Origin of the sequence: Bradyrhizobium sp. (assembly GCF_030693485.1) — a bacterium.
Lineage (GTDB): Bacteria > Pseudomonadota > Alphaproteobacteria > Rhizobiales > Xanthobacteraceae > Bradyrhizobium.
The window spans coordinates 1-15,888 of sequence record NZ_JAUYAN010000205.1 but is presented as its reverse complement, the minus strand read 5'-3'; the positions used below and the strand labels follow the sequence as shown (position 1 = coordinate 15,888).

The window sequence follows — 15,888 nt, the reverse complement described above, 5'->3', positions numbered from 1 at the left end:
AGACGCGGAAATCGCGCGGATCCGCGACGCGCTGGTGGAGGCGGGGTTGCTCGGCGCGCAAACGGCGCAGGGAAGAAACGCGGCATAGCGAATCGCATCTTCTCCCCTCCACCCACGCGCCCTTGCGCGTGGTGGGGAGGGTAGAAGGAAAGACCGCGCATACTTTCATTGCATGGGGTTGTTTTCGCGATTTTGTTCAGACAGCCCCCTCCGGCAGGCGCTACCCCGCCGCCGCACCGAATTTCCGCGCCTCGCCTTGCGCGCCGCGCACCAGCCGGCCCGGCCGCGCGCCGGTGGCCGCTCCGCCGCGCTGCGTCACCACGCCGGATACGATGGTGGCGTCGTAGCCGTCGACCTGTTGCAGCAGGCGGCGGCCGCCTACGGGCAAGTCGTAATGCACTTTTGGCGGATGCAGGTGCAGCCTGTCGTAGTCGATGACGTTGATGTCGGCCTTGTAGCCGGGCGCGATCACGCCGCGGTCGAGCAGCCCGACCGAGCGTGCGGTCTTGCGCGACTGCGCCGCCACCACGAACGGGATCGACAGTTTTTCTCCGCGGCTGCGGTCGCGCGTCCAATGCGTCAGCAGATAGGTCGGGAAGCTGGCGTCGCAGATGATGCCGCAATGCGCGCCGCCATCGCTCAGGCCCGGCACCGAATTCGGATCGCACAACATTTCGCGGGTGGCATCGAGATTGCCGTCGGCGTAATTCAGGAATGGCACGTAGAGCATGCCGCGGCCTTCGTCGGACAGCATCGCTTCATAGGCCAGTTCTTCCGGCTGCCGGCCCTGACGGCGGGCCTGCGCGCCCAGCGCATTTTCGAGCGGCTGCTCGTAATCAGGGGGATCGCCGAGCAGAAACATCTTGTCGTAGTTCGGCCGGAAGAACAGCGGATCGTCGGTCGCGGTCGGCGTCTCGCTCAGGATGGCGGCGCGCACCTCGGGCTGATGCAGCCGCTTCAACCGTTCCGCCAGCGGCAGATGGGCGATCGCCTTGTAGCTCGGAAGCGTCTGGAACGGGTTGCGCGACACCTCCAGCCCGAGCAGCAGCCCGACCGGGCGAGCCGCGATCTGCGCGGTGATTGAGAGCCCGCGCGCGGAAGCCTCGTTGATGGTGTCGAGCGTCTGGCGCCAGCGCCGCGGCGCCCTGTCGTTCTGGGTAATCGAGAACGAAACCGGGATTTTGGTGTTTTCGGCCACCCGCAGCATCATCGGCAGGTCTTCATTGATGGTCGACAGATCCAGCACGAACTGGAACACGCTGCGGCCGGTCCGGTGCATGGCGCCGGCAATCGCGGTCAGCTCATCCTCGCCGGCCTTCAGCGTCGGGGTGTAGTCGCCGGTCGAGGTGCGGTGGTTGAGGGTGCGTGAGGTCGAAAATCCCAGCGCGCCGGCGCGCACGGCATCGCCGGCCAGCGCGGCCATGGCGCGGTTGTCCTCCGCGGTGGCGGGGTCGCGGTTGGCGCCGCGCTCGCCCATCACATAGACGCGCAATGCGGCGTGCGGCAGTTGCGCGCCGATATCCATGTCGAAGCGGCGCTTCGACAGCCAGTCCATGTAGTCCGGAAAACTCTCCCAGGCCCACGGGATCCCGGCGCTCAGCACCGGCTCGGGAATGTCCTCGACGCCTTCCATCAGTTGGATCAGCCGGACGTGGTCGGCCGGCTTGCACGGCGCGAAGCCGACGCCGCAATTGCCCATGATCGCCGTGGTGACGCCGTTCTGCGACGACGGTGTGATGTCCTGGCTCCAGGTGACCTGGCCGTCGTAATGGGTATGGACATCGACGAAGCCCGGCGTAACCAGTTTGCCGCGGGCGTCGATCTCTTCCTTGCCGGTGCCTGCGACCTTGCCGACCTCGGTAATGCGTCCATCGGTGACCGCGACATCAGCTTCGAACAATTCGCCGCCGAGGCCGTCGGCAATGTTGCCGCCACGGATCACGAGATCTGGATTGGAGGCCATGGCGTCACATCCCTGGTTTGAAATCTTGTTGCGGCATCATGGGTGATCCCCTGATGCAGTCAACCGCCCCGGATGCGGCTCAGGAATGCATCAGGCGGCACGGGCAGGTTGCCTGCGGTCGGTAACCAGCGCCAGCAGCACGGTCAGGGTCATGAACACGACGGAGGCGCCGAACACCCAATGCGGCAGGCTCTGGTCCATGATCCAGCCGTACAGCAGCGGACCGAAGATGCCGGAGAGGTTGAAGCCGGTGGAGACGATGCCGAAGGCGCGGCCAGCCGCGCCCGGCGGGGCGGCGCTGCGCACCAGCATGTCGCGCGACGGCGCGATCACGCCGCCGAGAAATCCGGCGATTGCCATCATCGCCGTCAGCAGCAGCGACGGCAGCGTGGTGGTCGCGATCGCCAGCATGATGGCGGCGTTGACGGCAAAACATGCGGCGGCGACCCGTCCATGGCGGCTGGTGCGGTCGGCGAGATAGCCGCCCGCCAGCACGCCGACGGCGCTGCAGGCGAGGAAGGCGGTCAGCGCCAGGTTGGCCGACGAGAAAGACTCGCCATAGCCCGTCATCAGCGCGACCACGCCGAAATTGCTGATGCCGGCGTTGGACAGGCCGAGCAGCATGAAGAAGATCGTCAGCACGATGATGGCCGGCGTGATGATGCTTTGCTTTGGCGCCGGCACGCCGTCGACATGGCGGTCGGCGGCGCTGGCGTCGGGAATGCCGACGACGATCAGCACCAGCGCCACCAGCACTCCCACGGCGCCGGCCGCGATCAGCGCGCCTGTTCCGCCGACCGTCGCCACCAGGGTTGCCATGATGGCGGGCGCCACCGCGCCGCCGAGGAAGCCGGCAAAGGTGTGGATCGAAAACGCCCGGCCCATCCGCGCCTCATCCATATGCGCCGACAGGATCGCGTAATCCGCCGGATGATAGACGCTGTTGGCGAGGCCCAGCAGTCCGGCGCAGACCAGCAGCCAGGGATAGCTCAGATTGAGGCCGAGCAGGATCAGCGCGAAGCCGCCTAGCGTCAGCCCCATCAGCAGCACCTTGCGGGCGCCGATGTGGTCGGCAAGATAGCCGATCGGCGCCTGCGTCAGGCCGGAGACGATGCCGAGCACGGTGATCGCAAGGCCGAGCTCGATATAGCCGACGCCGAGTTGCTCCTTCAGGAACGGGAACAGCATCGGCAGCACGAACAGATGGAAATGGCTGACCCAATGGGCGAGCGAAATCGCCGCCAGTGTCCGCAGCGAACTGTCCGTCTTTCCTTGATTCCTGGTCTGTTGCGGTGCGGCGAGAACGTCGACCATATCTGAGCTGACAACCCCGTTGAAAATACGGCCCGGCAAGGCGCGCCAAAAATACCGGCTGGCGGTTATTTGTCCATGAATACCGCTGCATGGCAGCCCCTGACGGACAAGGGAACGCGTGCGGTGGCTCGGGCGCGCACCCCTGGATGACCGGACCTGATCGGCGCTCAGATCGACATTGCCCTACAGCGGCTCGTCGTCGTCACCATGGCGGTCGCGTTTCGGCGTGGCCATGTCGCCATCCTCGTCATCGTCGTCCTCGACCGGCGTCGGCGGCGGCTTCTTCGGTTTGCCGTCGTTCCTGGTGGAAGGCTCGCTTTTCTTGCTGGTTCCGCCCATGTGATCCCTCTGATCGGCTCATTTCGCTGCGTTTGATGAGTATATTAGCCGCAGTTGGACAATCTTTCCTGCATTTTTCCGGCGTTCGGTGTAAAGGGAGGCGCAACCCGAGCATGATCCGGACCCGAAGCGCCGCAAAAGCGCAAGGCGGGAACCGGTTTTCCCTCGGATCAAACGCGAAGCGTTTGCCCTGACATCATGCTCAACTTAACGACATGAAATCATGATCCGATTGGATCATGATCTGGAGCCCCGATGAAAAAGCCGAAGATCGAAGCCGAAGAACAGCAGCCGCGCAAAATCATTCGCGCCGACAAAGCCCCGACCGAAGGTTACTCGCTGGTGGTGGACGGTCACTTCAAGTCGCACCACGCCACCGTCGAAGCCGCCGAAGAGGCCGGCATGGCGCTGAAGAATCAATACCAGATGCTTCAGGTGCAGGTGTACGACGCCGCCACCAAGACCCGCTCGATGATCGAGTGGCCGGCGCCGGTGTAGTTTCTTTTCACTCCCCTCCCCACCGCTTCGCGGGAGGAGGGGAGAAGAAAATGAGTCCTAGGTCCGGTGGCCGCCGCTCTGCCGTCCCGCCAGCCAATCGGCCAGCACCGGGCCCTTTTCTTCCGTCTTCTTGGCCGACGAGGTTGACGATCTGGCGCGCGGCTTCTTGGCCGCCGCGGGCGGTGCGATGGCTTCGCGCGCGAGGCGCAAGGCCTTCAGCCTGGCCATGTTGTCGAGCACGGCTTTGGTCGTCACGTCGCGATCGTTTTTCACGACCTTGGCGTCGTTGGCCGCACGCGAGGCCTTGTTGAAACGCGCATCGGCGCGGTCGCGATCTTCTTTTGACATTTCAGGTCGTCTTCTTCTTCTTGGGTTTGGCCTTGGCCTTCGGTTCCGGCGGGTTTGCGAGTTCGGCGGCTTCCCGCGCCAATCGCTCCTCGCGCAGGGCCGCTGTCCGCTTCCGGATCGCGATATCGGCAGCCGCGATATCGGCCATCGCCTTGATGCCTTCGGCATCCTGGGCGGCTCGTCGGTTCAACCGGATCTCCTTCAATTCGGCCGGTGTTTTCGGTTCGTCATCCATCTTGTGCCTCGAATTTTACGGCGCGCATCATGGTGCGGCGTCCTGCGGCCTCCTCTTACCATGCATCATCCAGCAAGCGGGCAATTTTAGGCCGGATCGGGAGGCAAAAGGGGCCGGGTTTCGGGCCAAATCCTCAATCGTGGTGAAGGTCGGCCTCGTCGGCCTCGGTTTCGAGGCCTGCGGGATCGAAGTCCTGCAGCCACGACTGCAACACCGGCGAGACATGGCCGGCGGCCTTCAGCTGGCGCAACGCGATCCGGATCCCGGCGCGGCCATGGCGATCCCCTGGCATCGCCGATGGCGGCTGCTGCGCTGCTATCGCATCCTGGACCCGCCGCTTGATGGCGAGAAATTCAGGGTTGCCGAACCGTGCAATGTCAGACTGAAAGGCATCATGGCGCGCCGGATCGAACGGCCGGGCCTCGCCCAATCCATCGCGCGCCGGATGCGGCGGATAAAGATGCGCGCAGGGAACCCATCCCCCGGGGATCGGCTCGGTCGCCGGATGGGTCCGGCCGCTCTTCAGCAGTTTTGGCAGGACATGGGTATGCGGTCCCTCGGGACTCCGGCCCGTGGCCGGCGGGATCGGTTGATAGACCTCGATGCGGCCGAGCCGGCTGATGAATACGCGATGCGGATTGGCCGCGAGGATCAGTCTCATCGCGGGATTGCCTGTTTCGAACACCGCCCGGCCGGCGTGCCGGCGCAGTTCCGTTGCCGTGTCGGGATCACCGATGCGCACGCAAAAATCCGCATGCGGCGCGCCGAGGCCGAGATCGAACAGGATTGAATCGCGGTCGCTCGCGCGCAACGCCGCGCCGTCGGCGCCGAGTTCGGTCAGCACGGCTCGAGCGCCCATCGCGCCATCGGCTTCCGGGAGGCACAGCGCGATACGCTGATTCCAGCCCGACCTGGTGATGCTTTCGGACGCCAGCGCCCGGTTGCGCGGATCATGCCGGATGGCGATGCCGCCGCGCGCGGTGACCGCCGAGACCGCGTCGCCGGATTGCCGCAAGATGACCGGCTCGTCGCGATCGCGCGAGAATTCGGCAATGGCGCCGAAGGTGCCGAGGCTCCATTGCGTGTCGGGATCGCCGATCGCCCGGTGCAGCAGATCAATGGTCGCAGCGTTCATCGCTCGATATTCCCCCGGCGGTTGGGCCGGGAGAATATCGTCTGGTGCGGTCAGGACAAGCCGGTCCGGACAGGGACCGGCTCGATGTGGCGGCTCAGAACGTCGCGCCGGCCTTCACCATGTAGGTCCGGCCCGGCAGCGGATAGGCGCTGAAGCGGCCGGCCGTGAACGAGCTCGCGATCGCGTAGTCGTAATACAGCGCGTTGAGCAGGTTGTTGGCGCTGAGCGACCAGAAGAAGTGGCCGTATTCGCCGCTCAGCTTGACATCGACCGTGGCATTGGCCGGAATCCGGCGCTGGGTGTTGGCCTGGTCGTTGTCCATGAAGCGCTCGCTCCAGGCCCGCACCGTCGCGTCCGCCACGAGATATTTCCGCCAGATGTTCAAGGTCACGCCGCCGGTGGCGGTGTAGCGGGACACCAGCGGGACATCCATGCCGGCGAAGGCGCCTTCGCGAAACACCGCGCGGGTATAGGCCGCGCCGCCGCGCAGCGTCACGCTGTCGTTGAGCCGCAGCGAGGCGCTGGTCTCGGAGCCGTAGCGGCGGGTCGGGTCAAGGTTGACGTTGTAGAACAGCGCCGGGATGAAATGGATCTCGTTTTCGAGGTCCATGTTGTAGATGCTGGATTGCAGCTGAAAGCCGCCCGACTTGACGCGGAAGCCGCCTTCAATGTCGTGCGAGGTCTGCGTTTTCAGGGCGAAATTGCCGGGAATGGGATTGAAGAAGGCATCGAAGGCGGGGCCTGACGATACGCGTTCATCGACGTTCGGGGTGCGGAACGCGCGGGCGGCGCGGCCGAACACCGAAAAAATCTCGTTGAAGCGATGTTCGATACCGACATGCAACGCGTGCTGGGTTTCGCTGCTATCCAGCGGAAGGGCCTGGGCGCCGCAAGTGAAGAACATGGCGCAATTCGGCGGATCGTTGAGACGATCCCTTGCGCTCAAAGTGGTGTTCTGAATTCGCGCGCCATACGAGATGTCGGTCGTCGGCAACAGCCCGATATTGTGCTGCCAGTATCCGGCAAGGGTCTTCTGTGCGAGGTCGTAGGTATGGATCGGCGGCGTGCCCTTGTCCGTCGGACGTTCCTGGTGGAAGGCGGCGTCGTAAAAATCGATGCCGGTCAGAATCGCCGAGGGCATCCCGAACATCACGTTCTTGATGCTGAGGCGCGGTGTGATCGACCATGTCCGCAAATGTGCGTCGACGTAACTGTTGCCAAAGGGATTGAAGAAGGCGGCCTGCTGTTTCTTGTCCCGCACGCCGCCGTCGACGATCAGGTCGACGCCGTTCGCCAGGGTCTTGGTGAAGCCGGCGGTGGCGTTGGCGCCCTGCTGGTTGCCATAGTCGAACGGGGTGGCGGCGCCGCGGCGGTTGATGGCGAGTTGATCGAGTCCGATCGAGGGATCGACCAGGCGTCCGCCGGGAAAACCCAGCTTCTGGTCGTCGCCGGACAGGGTCGCGAACGCGGTGAGACCCGGCGTGGTGTAGTTGAGATTGCCGACGCCGTTGCGCTGGTCGAGCGCGTTGTTGACGCGGTAGCCGTCGGATTTGATGCCGTTGCCGTAGAACGAGGTCGACCATGGACCGTAATTGGTCGCGACCGAGAGCGAAGCCATGCGCGCGTTGAACGAGCCGACGCCGCCTTCGGCGCGCATCGTGGCCGGCGGGCCGCCGACGCCGTTCTTCAGCACGATGTTGATGACGCCGCCGACGGCGTTGTCGCCGTACAGCACCGCGCCGCTGTTGCCACGGGTGATTTCGATGCGCTCGATCGAGTCGCGCGGAATGGTCGAGAAATCGACCCCGGCCATGTCGATGTCGTTGACCCTGCGGCCGTTGATCAGCACCAGGGTATTGGAGGTCGCAAACGCGCCGAATCCCCTGAGATCGACGCTGGTCTTCACGCCGTTGACGCCGCCATACAGGCTGGTCAGCTGCACGCCGGGCGTCTGCGCGATGATTTCCTGCACGGTCTGCGCCGGCGACTGCCTGATTTCCTCTGCGGTGATGACCGAAGTCGATGCGCCGACGATGCCGCTGAACTGCTGGACGGCGGGGACTCTTGTCGTTGCGGTTCCACCGGCGGGTGCGGCGTTGGACCGGCGGGCAGGCACAGCACTCGGCACCACGCGGCGCGAGCTGGTTTCCTGATCGATCTTGGGTTTCGCGCGGGTGCGGTTTTCGTCGGGCGAGGTGATCTCGATCGGCGGCAGCGCCTGGGCGATTTGCTGCGCTTTCGCGGCTGAAACACCGAACAGCGCAGGTGCAAGGAAGGTGGTGGCAAGCAAACATATGCGACGCCGGCGGGCGGCTGTGGCGAAGATTGCAGACATTGTTCAACCTCGGTATGACGTCAGTGGCACGTCACAGCGAACCAAGTCTCATCAATATGCTCGCGCACCACTGATGAAGCTAATGTCTGTACTCCCCGACCGACATCTTCGCGTGTGACCACGGCTGACGGCAGGTCTCCTGGCTCGCGGGTCGTTACCCTTCGTCGCCTTCCCAGGACCGAGATTCCCAGTGGCATATGGCGAAGGATTCGCCGCTTACAGTTGCGGGGGCAGCCGCGGCATTGGGGAGATTTCCCGCACCGCATTCCCTTTTGATCCCCAGGCAGGGGAACCGTCGAGGATTATGGTAGAAGTTTGTCAAACGCAGAGTCAACGCCTTGAGGGGGTGTCCGCCTCCTGCACTGGACGAGTGCGCTATTTTTGCCGCATGTGCCTGTTGCCCAACCTGAAATCAGGTATCAGCACCGCGCATGTGGGTTAGGAATTGTCGATGAACGCCGGGGACGTCGCGGTGAGCGCGGAAATCGGGGCCGGGCGACGCGTCAGCGTGACGATGGCGCTGCTCGCGCTCGTCATGCTGCTGGCGCTGATCTCGCTCGGGACAGGCCCGGTACGGCTGTCGCCGCTGGCGGTGATCGAGGCCGTGTTCGGCGGCGGCAGCGACGTTGCTCAGGTGATCGTGCGCGAGATCCGGCTGCCGCGCACCATTCTGGGCTTTGCGATCGGCGCGATCCTCGGGCTGTCGGGTGCGGCGCTGCAGGGCCTGCTGCGTAACCCTCTGGCGTCGCCGTCGCTGTTCGGCGCGCCGCAATCGGCCGCGTTCGGCGCGGTGCTGGTGATCGCGCTCGGGCTCGCCGATGTCAGGTCCTATGCGCTGCCGGTCGCTGCCATCGCGATGGCCTTCGTATCGGTGTTCATGCTGCTGGCGATCGCCGGCCGCAATGCGGGGCTGCTGATTCTCATTCTCGCGGGACTTGCGATCTCCAGCCTCGCGGGCGCCGCGACCGCGCTGGTGATGAATCTCTCCAGCAATCCCTTCGTGGTGCTGGAAATCGCCTTCTGGCTGCTTGGCTCGCTGGAGGACCGCAGTTTCCGTCACGTCATGTTGGCGCTGCCGTTCATCGTGGCCGGCGCGATCATCCTGTGGAGTCAGCGCCACGCCTTCCGCGCGCTCAGCCTCGGCGAGGAGACCGCGCAGAGCCTCGGCGTCGATGTCGGCCGGCTCCGGCTGGTGGTGATCACAGGTGTCGCACTCGGCGTCGGCGGCGCGGTCGCTGTCACCGGCACCATCGGCTTCATCGGCCTGGTGGCGCCGCATCTGATGCGGCCCCTGATCGGACACGATCCGGCGCGGCTGTTGGTGCCGAGCGCGCTCACCGGTGCGGCACTGCTGCTGGCGGCCGATATCGCGGTGCGCATCATTCCCTCGACCAGCGACATCAAGGTCGGCGTGCTGACCTCGATCATCGGCGTGCCGTTTTTTCTCTATCTGATCCGGCGCGAGCGCCGTGCGCTCGGTGGAGGCGTGACATGAGCGCGTTCCTCACCGCACAGGGCCTCAACGTCGAGCTGGCCGGCCGCATTGTGCTGAAGGATATCTCGCTGACGCTGTCGTCGGGGCATCTGGTCGCGCTGGTGGGGCCGAACGGCGCCGGCAAGACCACGCTGCTGCGCGCACTGGCGGGGCTGCTGCCTTCGGACGGTGTCATTCATGTCGGCGGCGAGGCGCTGTCGTCGCTGGCCTTGCGCGAACGCGCCCGCCGCTTCGCCTACCTGCCGCAAGGCCACATCGTGCACTGGCCGTTGCCGGCGCGCGATATCGTGGCGCTCGGCCGCTATCCGCATGGCGCCACCGATCCGGCACGCTTGTCAGCGAAGGATTCCGAGGCGGTGCTGCGGGCGATGCAGGCCACCGATGTGGTGGAATTTTCCGAGCGCCGCGTCACCGAGCTCTCCGGCGGCGAGCGCAGCCGCGTGGCGCTGGCCCGCGTGCTCGCGGTGGAAGCGCCGGTCATCCTGGCCGACGAGCCGACCGCCTCGCTCGATCCGCGCTACCAGCTCGACGTCATGAAGAGCCTGCGCGCCGCCGCCGATCAGGGCGTGCTGGTGATCGTGGTGACGCACGATCTCGGCCTCGCCGCACGCTTCGCCGATCACTTGCTGGTTCTGAAGGAGGGCTGCCTCGTCGCGCAGGGCACGCCGGCCGCGGCGCTGTCGGAGCAGGTGATGGCGAACGTGTTCCGGATCAGCGCTTTTCGCGCGGAGTTCGAGCGCGCGGCTGTGATCGTGCCGTGGGCGAAAATCTGATGCGCCGGCGCCTTGCATCGATTGCCTTTGCCGTGGTCGCGATGGGCGGCGCATCGTTAGCGCCGGTATCATCCGCGCCGCTGCCGCGCATCGTCTCGATGAATGTCTGCACCGACCAAGTGCTGCTGGCGCTGGCCGATCCCGAACAGATTCTCGGCCTCAGCCGGTTTTCCCGCGACGCCTGGGTGGCCGGCGACGCCAGGAATTATCCGAAGCTGTCGGGCGGCGCCGAGGATGTGCTGGTGCTGAAGCCCGACGTCGTGGTCGCCAGCGCGTTCGACAAGCGCGCGACCCGGGAGCTGTTGAAGGCCCACGGGCTGCGCCTCGCCGAACTCGCGGTGCCCCGGAACCTGATGGAGGTGAAGGACCAGCTCCGCGAACTCGGCGACATCGCCGGACATCCCGATCGCGCGGCAAGGGAAATCGCCAAACTCGACGCCGCGCTGGCGCGGGCGCGCCGGGTCGTCGCCGAAAAGCCCACCCGCGTGCTGCCGCTGTCGCGGCGCGGCTGGGTGGCGGGCAGCGACAGTTTCGTCGGCTCGCTGCTGGCCGAAACCGGATTGTTCAACACCGCCGGCGAACTTGGTTTTGCGTCAGGCGGATTCGCGTCGCTGGAGGCGATCGTCAGCGCGCGACCCGATCTGTTGCTGGTGTCGCAGGCCGGCGATTTCGCCGGCGATGACGGTCAGGCTTTCCTGCTGCATCCGGCGCTGGAGCGGTTCTATCCGGCGGCAAAGCGCATCGTGATTCCCGAGCGGCTGACCGAATGCGGCGGCGTGATGCTGGCCGAAGCGTTCGACGTGCTGGTGAAGGAGCTGCAGCGGGTGGGAAAATAAAATTCTTCCGTCGTCCCTGCGAACGCAGGGACCCATAACCACAAATGATCGTGGTTACGGCAAGTCGTCGAACAGCGTCCTTGAATCGATGGATCACGCGGTATGGGTCCCTGCGTTCGCAGGGACGACGATGTTACCCCGTCGCGACCGGCCCGCCCGCTTTCTTCCACGCATCCATGCCGCCGGCGATGTGCGCGGTGTTGGCAAGCCCGGCTTCCCTGGCGGCTGCCACCGCCATCGCCGAGCGCTCGCCGAAGGCGCAGAAGAACACGATGCGACGGCCGGTCGCCGCGGCCACCTCGCGCAGCATGCCGCCGGGCCGCAACGCATCGCCGATCGCGGGATAGGGCGCATGCAGTGCTCCGGGCAGCGTGCCGTGCTTGGCGCGTTCGCTGCTTTCGCGAAGATCGACCAGCAGGATATCGGGCCGGCCGAGGCCTTCGATGCCTTCCTGCGCGGTGAGCGCCTGTCCTTGCCTGGCGAGATCGTCCTGATGCAGGCCGACATGCATGTTGGCGGGCACCGCGACGTCCATCATCTTCGGATTCGGCAGCTTCAGATTGGCCATCAGCTCGACATACTCATCCACCGAGCGCACCTGCAGCCGCGGATTGAATCGCCTTTCCTCGCCGATCGTCGAGACGGTGTCGCCCTTGTAGTCATGGGCCGGAAAAACCAAGGTCTCGTCCGGCAGTTTCAAAAGCCGGTTGAAGATCGAATCATACTGAGCCCGCGCGCTGCCGTTCTGGAAATCGGTTCGTCCGGTGCCGCGGATCAGCAGCGTGTCGCCGGTGAACACGCGGTCGCCCATCAGGTAGCTGTAGGAATCATCGGTGTGACCGGGCGTGTACATCACGTCGAGGCTGAGGCCCTCGATCGTCACTCTGTCGCCTTCGGCAACCCGCATCGCCACCACATCGGCCTTGCTCTGCTCGCCCATGATGGTGACGCAATGGGTGCGGTCGCGCAGCTCGCCCAGGCCGGTGACGTGGTCGGCATGCAGATGGGTATCGACCGCCTTGACCAGCCGCAGATCGAGCTCGCGCAGCAACTGGCAGTAGCGGTCGACCTTCTCCAGCACGGGATCGAGGATCAACGCCTCGCCGCCGGCGCGGCTGGCCAGCAGATAGCTGTAGGTTCCGGAAACACTGTCGAACAATTGTCGAAAGATCATGGCCATGGTCTCTGGATGACGGGTTCAGCCGTATCGACGCCCTCTAAATTAGTCAATGCTAAAGCATGGAAGCTGCGTTATCGTGATGACGGACGCCGGTGGCGGCGTAGCCTATATCCGATCGGGACACCGGGCCATGAGAGCAGTTGCAGCAGCCGCGAAGAGTAAAGCTCATGGAATCGAGGCTGCCGGAATCAACGCCGCCGATATCGCGGCATTGAAGATGCTGGCGAAGCAGGCCGGCGCGGCGGCGCGGCTGCTGAAATTGCTCGGCAATGAAAAACGGCTGTTGATCCTGTGCTTTCTGGCCGCGCGCGGCGAAATGACGGTGGGCGAACTGGTCGCGGTGGTGAAGCTGAGCCAGTCCGCGCTGTCGCAGCACCTGGCGCGGTTGCGCGCCGATGGCCTGGTGACGTTCCGCCGCACCTCGCAGACGCTGAATTACAGCGTCGCCGACCGGAACGCGCTGCGCGTGCTGCAGGTGCTGAAGGGCATCTATTGCGGGAATTTGAAGTAAATCGGGCGCGTCACAAACCGCGGCAACGTCAACCGGATTCTGGCTGGAACCGGAGCAATCCCGGCTCAAAGCTGTTAAGCCTCGCTGGTAACGGGCCGGACGCAGCATCGATATGACCGGGTATGTCATGGAATTTGGCAAGGATGGCGGGCGGGTCGAGCCTGACGGCCGTCTCGACGCGCCGGCGTTTCACCGCAACCATCAGGCGATACGGGCGCTGTTGCAGCGGTATCTCGCCGATAAATCCGGCGACGCGGTCGAAGCCGGCAGCGGAACCGGCCAGCATGTGGTGGATTTCGCCCGCCATTTTCCTGGCATCCTGTGGTGGCCGAGCGATCTCAACGCGGCGCATCTGAAAAGCATCGCGGCGTGGCGGGCGCATGCGGGCCTCGCGAATGTCCGCCCGCCGCTGCGGATTGACCTGTCGGATCCCGCGTGGTGTCCCGAACTGCATGACGGCAGCGTCGCTCCATTGCTGGCGGTGTTCTGCGCCAATGTCATCCACATCGCGCCATGGCGCGTCGCCGAAGGCCTGTTCGCGGGCGCCGCACGTTATCTTGGGCCAGACGGGCGGCTGTTCCTTTACGGCCCGTTCAAGCGCGACGGCAGGCACACCGCGCTCAGCAATGCCGTGTTCGACACCAGCCTGCGCCACCGCGACCCCGAATGGGGCGTGCGCGAGATCGAGGAGCTGGAGAAGCTGGCGGCGGGCGTCGGTCTCAAGCTGATCGAGGCCGCGGAAATGCCGGCGAACAATCTGGTGCTGGTGTTCGAGCGGGAGAAGCGGGCCTAGCCTGCATCAACGTCATTGCGAGCGAAGCGAAGCAATCCATTTCACAAAGCAAAGAAACAATGGATTGCTTCGCTCCGCTCGCAATGACGATGTTGAAGCGAGGGCCCTTGTGATCGATGGCTTTTGGCGTAGGTTCGCTCTCTGAACGGTAGGGAAGGAAAAGCCAATGGAACTGAAACTCCACCACGTGAACTATTCGACCAAGGATGTCGGCGCGGTCGCGGAATTTTATCGGTCGCTGTTCGACATGAAGCCGGTGCCAAGCTATGGGGATGCGCGAATCACGTCGGAGGGCTATGCGGGAAAGGTAGAATTTCTCACAGATGGTACGACCGAGTTTCACATCTCACCGCAGGATCTCGGCGTCGCATTCCGAACCAAACAAAGTCTCAATCCGCTCGATCGCGGTCACATTGCGTTTCGCACGGACGATATCGAGGCGTTCAAGGCCATGCTGCGGGAGAGGAATATTCAGTTCGCCGACTACGGCGTTTGGGCCATCGCTGGCTGGTATCAGATCTTCCTGCAGGATCCTGACGGCACCATCGTCGAAGTACACCAGACCGACTACAAGGCGCCTGTTGCATAGTCGCGATCGTCGGTCGCCATTTCGCGGCCAGGGAGCGGGATCGCTTCCGGCGCGCTCGACACCTTCACTGGAGTTTACACGATGCGCATCGGCTGCCTCGGCCTCGGCAACATGGGTCAACCAATGGCGGGCAAGTTGCTCGATGCCGGGCATGAACTCTGGGTCTACGACGTCCGCGAGGAGGCCATGCTCCCGCTCCTCGAACGTCAGGCGCGGCGGGCGGCCTCGGCAAGGGAATTGGCCGATGCATGCGACACGGTGATCGTCTCGTTGCCGACGCTCGAGATTTTCCGGCGTGCGCTTTCCGGACCCGACGGCCTGCTCGCGGGGCGGGCGCTGAAAACACTGGTCAACACCTGCACGCTCGGTGTGAAATTTGTCCGCGAGGTCGAGCAGCAATGCGCGGCGGCCGATGTCACGGTCATCGATATTCCGATCAGCGGCGGCGTCGCGGGAGCCAGGGCCGGAACGCTGGCCATGATGGTATCCGGCAATCCTGCCGGGGTTGCGGACCTGATGCCGTTGTTCCAGCTCTGGGGCAAAACGGTCGTCGTTGCCGGTGACAGGCCCGGCGCCGCGCAGGTCATGAAGCTCACCAACAACATGCTCTGTGCCGTCGCGCTGGTCGCGACGTCGGAGGCCATGACCATGTCGGGCAGAGCCGGCATTCCTGACAACGCCATGCTGCAAGTTCTCAACAATGGAACCGGCCGCAATTTTGCGACGACGCACATTTTCCCCGACGCCGTGCTGCCGCGCACCTTCGATTTCGGCGCAACCATCGAGATCCTGATGAAGGACGTCGATCTCGCCATCGAACAGGGTGAAGAACTCGGTGTCCCCATGTGGGTCAGCCAGGCGGTGCGGCTTGTCCTGAAGCACGGCGTGTTTCAAGGCCGCGCTCAGCAGGACATGTCACGCATCGTTGAGATCATCGAGGACGGGACGCGCAAATAGCGGTTGAGGCCGGCATCGATCCGGCCGGATGCCAACCCGACGCGATGCGACAAATTAACACGTCCGGTAAAATTTCGCTTTTCCCGAAGGGCAAATCACCCGTAAGACTCACGCCATCCTGTCCTCAGGCAAGGGGCGTTGGCCATCGTTACCGAACGCTGGGATGGGATGCGGTGGACGCGGCGGCATCGGGCGCGGAACGGGATTGCAGGGCGGGTAAACTCCGTGAGCGGCCTGGAACGTGCGAACGAGCGGTGTCGATGCGTTCGGCAATAGCGTGTGGACCCGTGGCCTCACTGGTAGGCGTCAAGTCTCGCGGAGGTGTTGCAGGCCCGACCGGGCCCGGGCGCCGGTTTCCGCGGGGCGACGGAGGCGACAAAGGCCATAATTCTCCGGGGTGAGCGCGTGATAAGCCGTCAAGCCATTGCGCAGGGAATGTCGGATGGTCTCCGCTGCCCTGTATGCTCGTGTGCAGCTTTTTTCGTACGACTTCGCACACGAGACCGCGGGTGCAGCGCGCATCCGGCATTCCCTGCTCCCTCGTTCTTGAGGGAGAACGATATGCAAACCTCGGGCAAATCATGCCG

The 15,888-nt window shown here is 64.6% G+C and carries 16 protein-coding genes and 1 riboswitch; of the genes, 8 read left to right on the top strand and 8 right to left on the bottom strand.

Features of this window, described 5'->3' with window-relative positions; translation table 11 throughout:
• Positions 1–220 precede the first annotated feature (220 nt).
• From Q8N40_RS15395 to Q8N40_RS15385, 3 genes are all read right to left on the bottom strand, one after another.
• Positions 221–1,963 (bottom strand): amidohydrolase family protein, encoded by a 1,743-nt coding sequence (locus Q8N40_RS15395; protein ID WP_305712408.1) that lies wholly within the window; start codon positions 1,961–1,963, stop codon positions 221–223.
• A gap of 90 nt (positions 1,964–2,053) precedes the next feature.
• Positions 2,054–3,277 carry an MFS transporter gene (locus Q8N40_RS15390; RefSeq protein WP_305712407.1) on the bottom strand — a complete coding sequence of 408 codons (1,224 nt, stop codon included), beginning with the start codon at positions 3,275–3,277 and terminating at the stop codon, positions 2,054–2,056.
• A 183-nt stretch (positions 3,278–3,460) separates the two neighbouring features.
• Positions 3,461–3,616, bottom strand: a complete 156-nt coding sequence (locus Q8N40_RS15385; RefSeq protein WP_305712406.1) for a hypothetical protein — start codon at positions 3,614–3,616, stop codon at positions 3,461–3,463.
• A 255-nt stretch (positions 3,617–3,871) separates the two neighbouring features.
• On the opposite strand from Q8N40_RS15385, the gene Q8N40_RS15380 reads away from it, so the two are divergent.
• Complete coding sequence (locus Q8N40_RS15380; protein WP_305321479.1) at positions 3,872–4,114, top strand: hypothetical protein; 243 nt, start codon at positions 3,872–3,874, stop codon at positions 4,112–4,114.
• A gap of 57 nt (positions 4,115–4,171) precedes the next feature.
• Here the strand turns inward: Q8N40_RS15380 and Q8N40_RS15375 are convergent, their stop codons facing one another.
• From Q8N40_RS15375 to Q8N40_RS15360, 4 genes are all read right to left on the bottom strand, one after another.
• Positions 4,172–4,462, bottom strand: coding sequence for a hypothetical protein (locus Q8N40_RS15375; RefSeq protein WP_305712405.1), 291 nt, complete (start codon positions 4,460–4,462; stop codon positions 4,172–4,174).
• Position 4,463: 1 nt separating this feature from the next.
• Positions 4,464–4,697 carry a hypothetical protein gene (locus Q8N40_RS15370; RefSeq protein WP_305321481.1) on the bottom strand — a complete coding sequence of 78 codons (234 nt, stop codon included), beginning with the start codon at positions 4,695–4,697 and terminating at the stop codon, positions 4,464–4,466.
• A 133-nt stretch (positions 4,698–4,830) separates the two neighbouring features.
• Positions 4,831–5,832, bottom strand: coding sequence for a hypothetical protein (locus Q8N40_RS15365; protein WP_305712404.1), 1,002 nt, complete (start codon positions 5,830–5,832; stop codon positions 4,831–4,833).
• A 94-nt stretch (positions 5,833–5,926) separates the two neighbouring features.
• Positions 5,927–8,167 (bottom strand): TonB-dependent receptor, encoded by a 2,241-nt coding sequence (locus Q8N40_RS15360; RefSeq protein ID WP_305712403.1) that lies wholly within the window; start codon positions 8,165–8,167, stop codon positions 5,927–5,929.
• Positions 8,168–8,278: 111 nt separating this feature from the next.
• A riboswitch (cobalamin riboswitch) is annotated at positions 8,279–8,479 on the bottom strand.
• 139 nt (positions 8,480–8,618) lie between these two features.
• Here Q8N40_RS15360 and Q8N40_RS15355 point away from each other — a divergent pair.
• The 3 genes from Q8N40_RS15355 to Q8N40_RS15345 are packed head-to-tail and all read left to right on the top strand — an operon-like array spanning position 8,619 to position 11,271.
• Positions 8,619–9,662: an iron ABC transporter permease gene (locus Q8N40_RS15355; RefSeq protein WP_305712402.1), complete on the top strand. Its 1,044-nt coding sequence runs from the start codon at positions 8,619–8,621 to the stop codon at positions 9,660–9,662.
• Positions 9,659–10,435, top strand: coding sequence for an ABC transporter ATP-binding protein (locus tag Q8N40_RS15350; protein ID WP_305712401.1), 777 nt, complete (start codon positions 9,659–9,661; stop codon positions 10,433–10,435). The genes Q8N40_RS15355 and Q8N40_RS15350 overlap by 4 nt, the downstream gene beginning before the upstream one ends.
• Positions 10,435–11,271 (top strand): ABC transporter substrate-binding protein, encoded by an 837-nt coding sequence (locus Q8N40_RS15345; RefSeq protein WP_305712400.1) that lies wholly within the window; start codon positions 10,435–10,437, stop codon positions 11,269–11,271. Before Q8N40_RS15350 ends, Q8N40_RS15345 begins: the two co-directional genes overlap by 1 nt.
• 133 nt (positions 11,272–11,404) lie before the next feature.
• On the opposite strand, the gene Q8N40_RS15340 is transcribed toward Q8N40_RS15345, so the two are convergent.
• The gene (locus Q8N40_RS15340; RefSeq protein ID WP_305712410.1) at positions 11,405–12,445 is read right to left on the bottom strand and encodes an MBL fold metallo-hydrolase; all 1,041 of its coding nucleotides are present in this window, start codon (positions 12,443–12,445) and stop codon (positions 11,405–11,407) included.
• Positions 12,446–12,668: 223 nt separating this feature from the next.
• Between Q8N40_RS15340 and Q8N40_RS15335 the strand changes: the two genes are divergently transcribed.
• From Q8N40_RS15335 to Q8N40_RS15320, 4 genes are all read left to right on the top strand, one after another.
• Entirely contained in the window at positions 12,669–12,962 is a 294-nt protein-coding gene (locus Q8N40_RS15335; protein WP_305712409.1) for a helix-turn-helix transcriptional regulator, read from the top strand.
• Positions 12,963–13,074: 112 nt separating this feature from the next.
• Positions 13,075–13,755: a DUF938 domain-containing protein gene (locus Q8N40_RS15330; RefSeq protein ID WP_305712399.1), complete on the top strand. Its 681-nt coding sequence runs from the start codon at positions 13,075–13,077 to the stop codon at positions 13,753–13,755.
• 166 nt (positions 13,756–13,921) lie between these two features.
• Positions 13,922–14,344, top strand: a complete 423-nt coding sequence (locus Q8N40_RS15325) for a VOC family protein (RefSeq protein ID WP_305321488.1) — start codon at positions 13,922–13,924, stop codon at positions 14,342–14,344.
• An 81-nt stretch (positions 14,345–14,425) separates the two neighbouring features.
• Positions 14,426–15,301, top strand: a complete 876-nt coding sequence (locus tag Q8N40_RS15320) for an NAD(P)-dependent oxidoreductase (RefSeq protein WP_305712398.1) — start codon at positions 14,426–14,428, stop codon at positions 15,299–15,301.
• Positions 15,302–15,888 lie beyond the last annotated feature (587 nt).

What these genes read in the sequence shown, in the direction of transcription:
- Q8N40_RS15340 (WP_305712410.1), bottom strand. Translation starts at nt 12,445, where the DNA reads ATGATCTTTCGACAATTGTTCGACAGTGTTTCCGGAACCTACAGCTAT.
- Q8N40_RS15380 (WP_305321479.1), top strand. Translation starts at nt 3,872, where the DNA reads ATGAAAAAGCCGAAGATCGAAGCCGAAGAACAGCAGCCGCGCAAAATC.
- Q8N40_RS15330 (WP_305712399.1), top strand. Translation starts at nt 13,075, where the DNA reads ATGACCGGGTATGTCATGGAATTTGGCAAGGATGGCGGGCGGGTCGAG.
- Q8N40_RS15350 (WP_305712401.1), top strand. Translation starts at nt 9,659, where the DNA reads ATGAGCGCGTTCCTCACCGCACAGGGCCTCAACGTCGAGCTGGCCGGC.
- Q8N40_RS15385 (WP_305712406.1), bottom strand. Translation starts at nt 3,616, where the DNA reads ATGGGCGGAACCAGCAAGAAAAGCGAGCCTTCCACCAGGAACGACGGC.
- Q8N40_RS15365 (WP_305712404.1), bottom strand. Translation starts at nt 5,832, where the DNA reads ATGAACGCTGCGACCATTGATCTGCTGCACCGGGCGATCGGCGATCCC.
- Q8N40_RS15325 (WP_305321488.1), top strand. Translation starts at nt 13,922, where the DNA reads ATGGAACTGAAACTCCACCACGTGAACTATTCGACCAAGGATGTCGGC.
- Q8N40_RS15375 (WP_305712405.1), bottom strand. Translation starts at nt 4,462, where the DNA reads ATGTCAAAAGAAGATCGCGACCGCGCCGATGCGCGTTTCAACAAGGCC.
- Q8N40_RS15370 (WP_305321481.1), bottom strand. Translation starts at nt 4,697, where the DNA reads ATGGATGACGAACCGAAAACACCGGCCGAATTGAAGGAGATCCGGTTG.
- Q8N40_RS15355 (WP_305712402.1), top strand. Translation starts at nt 8,619, where the DNA reads ATGAACGCCGGGGACGTCGCGGTGAGCGCGGAAATCGGGGCCGGGCGA.
- Q8N40_RS15395 (WP_305712408.1), bottom strand. Translation starts at nt 1,963, where the DNA reads ATGGCCTCCAATCCAGATCTCGTGATCCGTGGCGGCAACATTGCCGAC.
- Q8N40_RS15345 (WP_305712400.1), top strand. Translation starts at nt 10,435, where the DNA reads ATGCGCCGGCGCCTTGCATCGATTGCCTTTGCCGTGGTCGCGATGGGC.
- Q8N40_RS15320 (WP_305712398.1), top strand. Translation starts at nt 14,426, where the DNA reads ATGCGCATCGGCTGCCTCGGCCTCGGCAACATGGGTCAACCAATGGCG.
- Q8N40_RS15335 (WP_305712409.1), top strand. Translation starts at nt 12,669, where the DNA reads ATGCTGGCGAAGCAGGCCGGCGCGGCGGCGCGGCTGCTGAAATTGCTC.
- Q8N40_RS15360 (WP_305712403.1), bottom strand. Translation starts at nt 8,167, where the DNA reads ATGTCTGCAATCTTCGCCACAGCCGCCCGCCGGCGTCGCATATGTTTG.
- Q8N40_RS15390 (WP_305712407.1), bottom strand. Translation starts at nt 3,277, where the DNA reads ATGGTCGACGTTCTCGCCGCACCGCAACAGACCAGGAATCAAGGAAAG.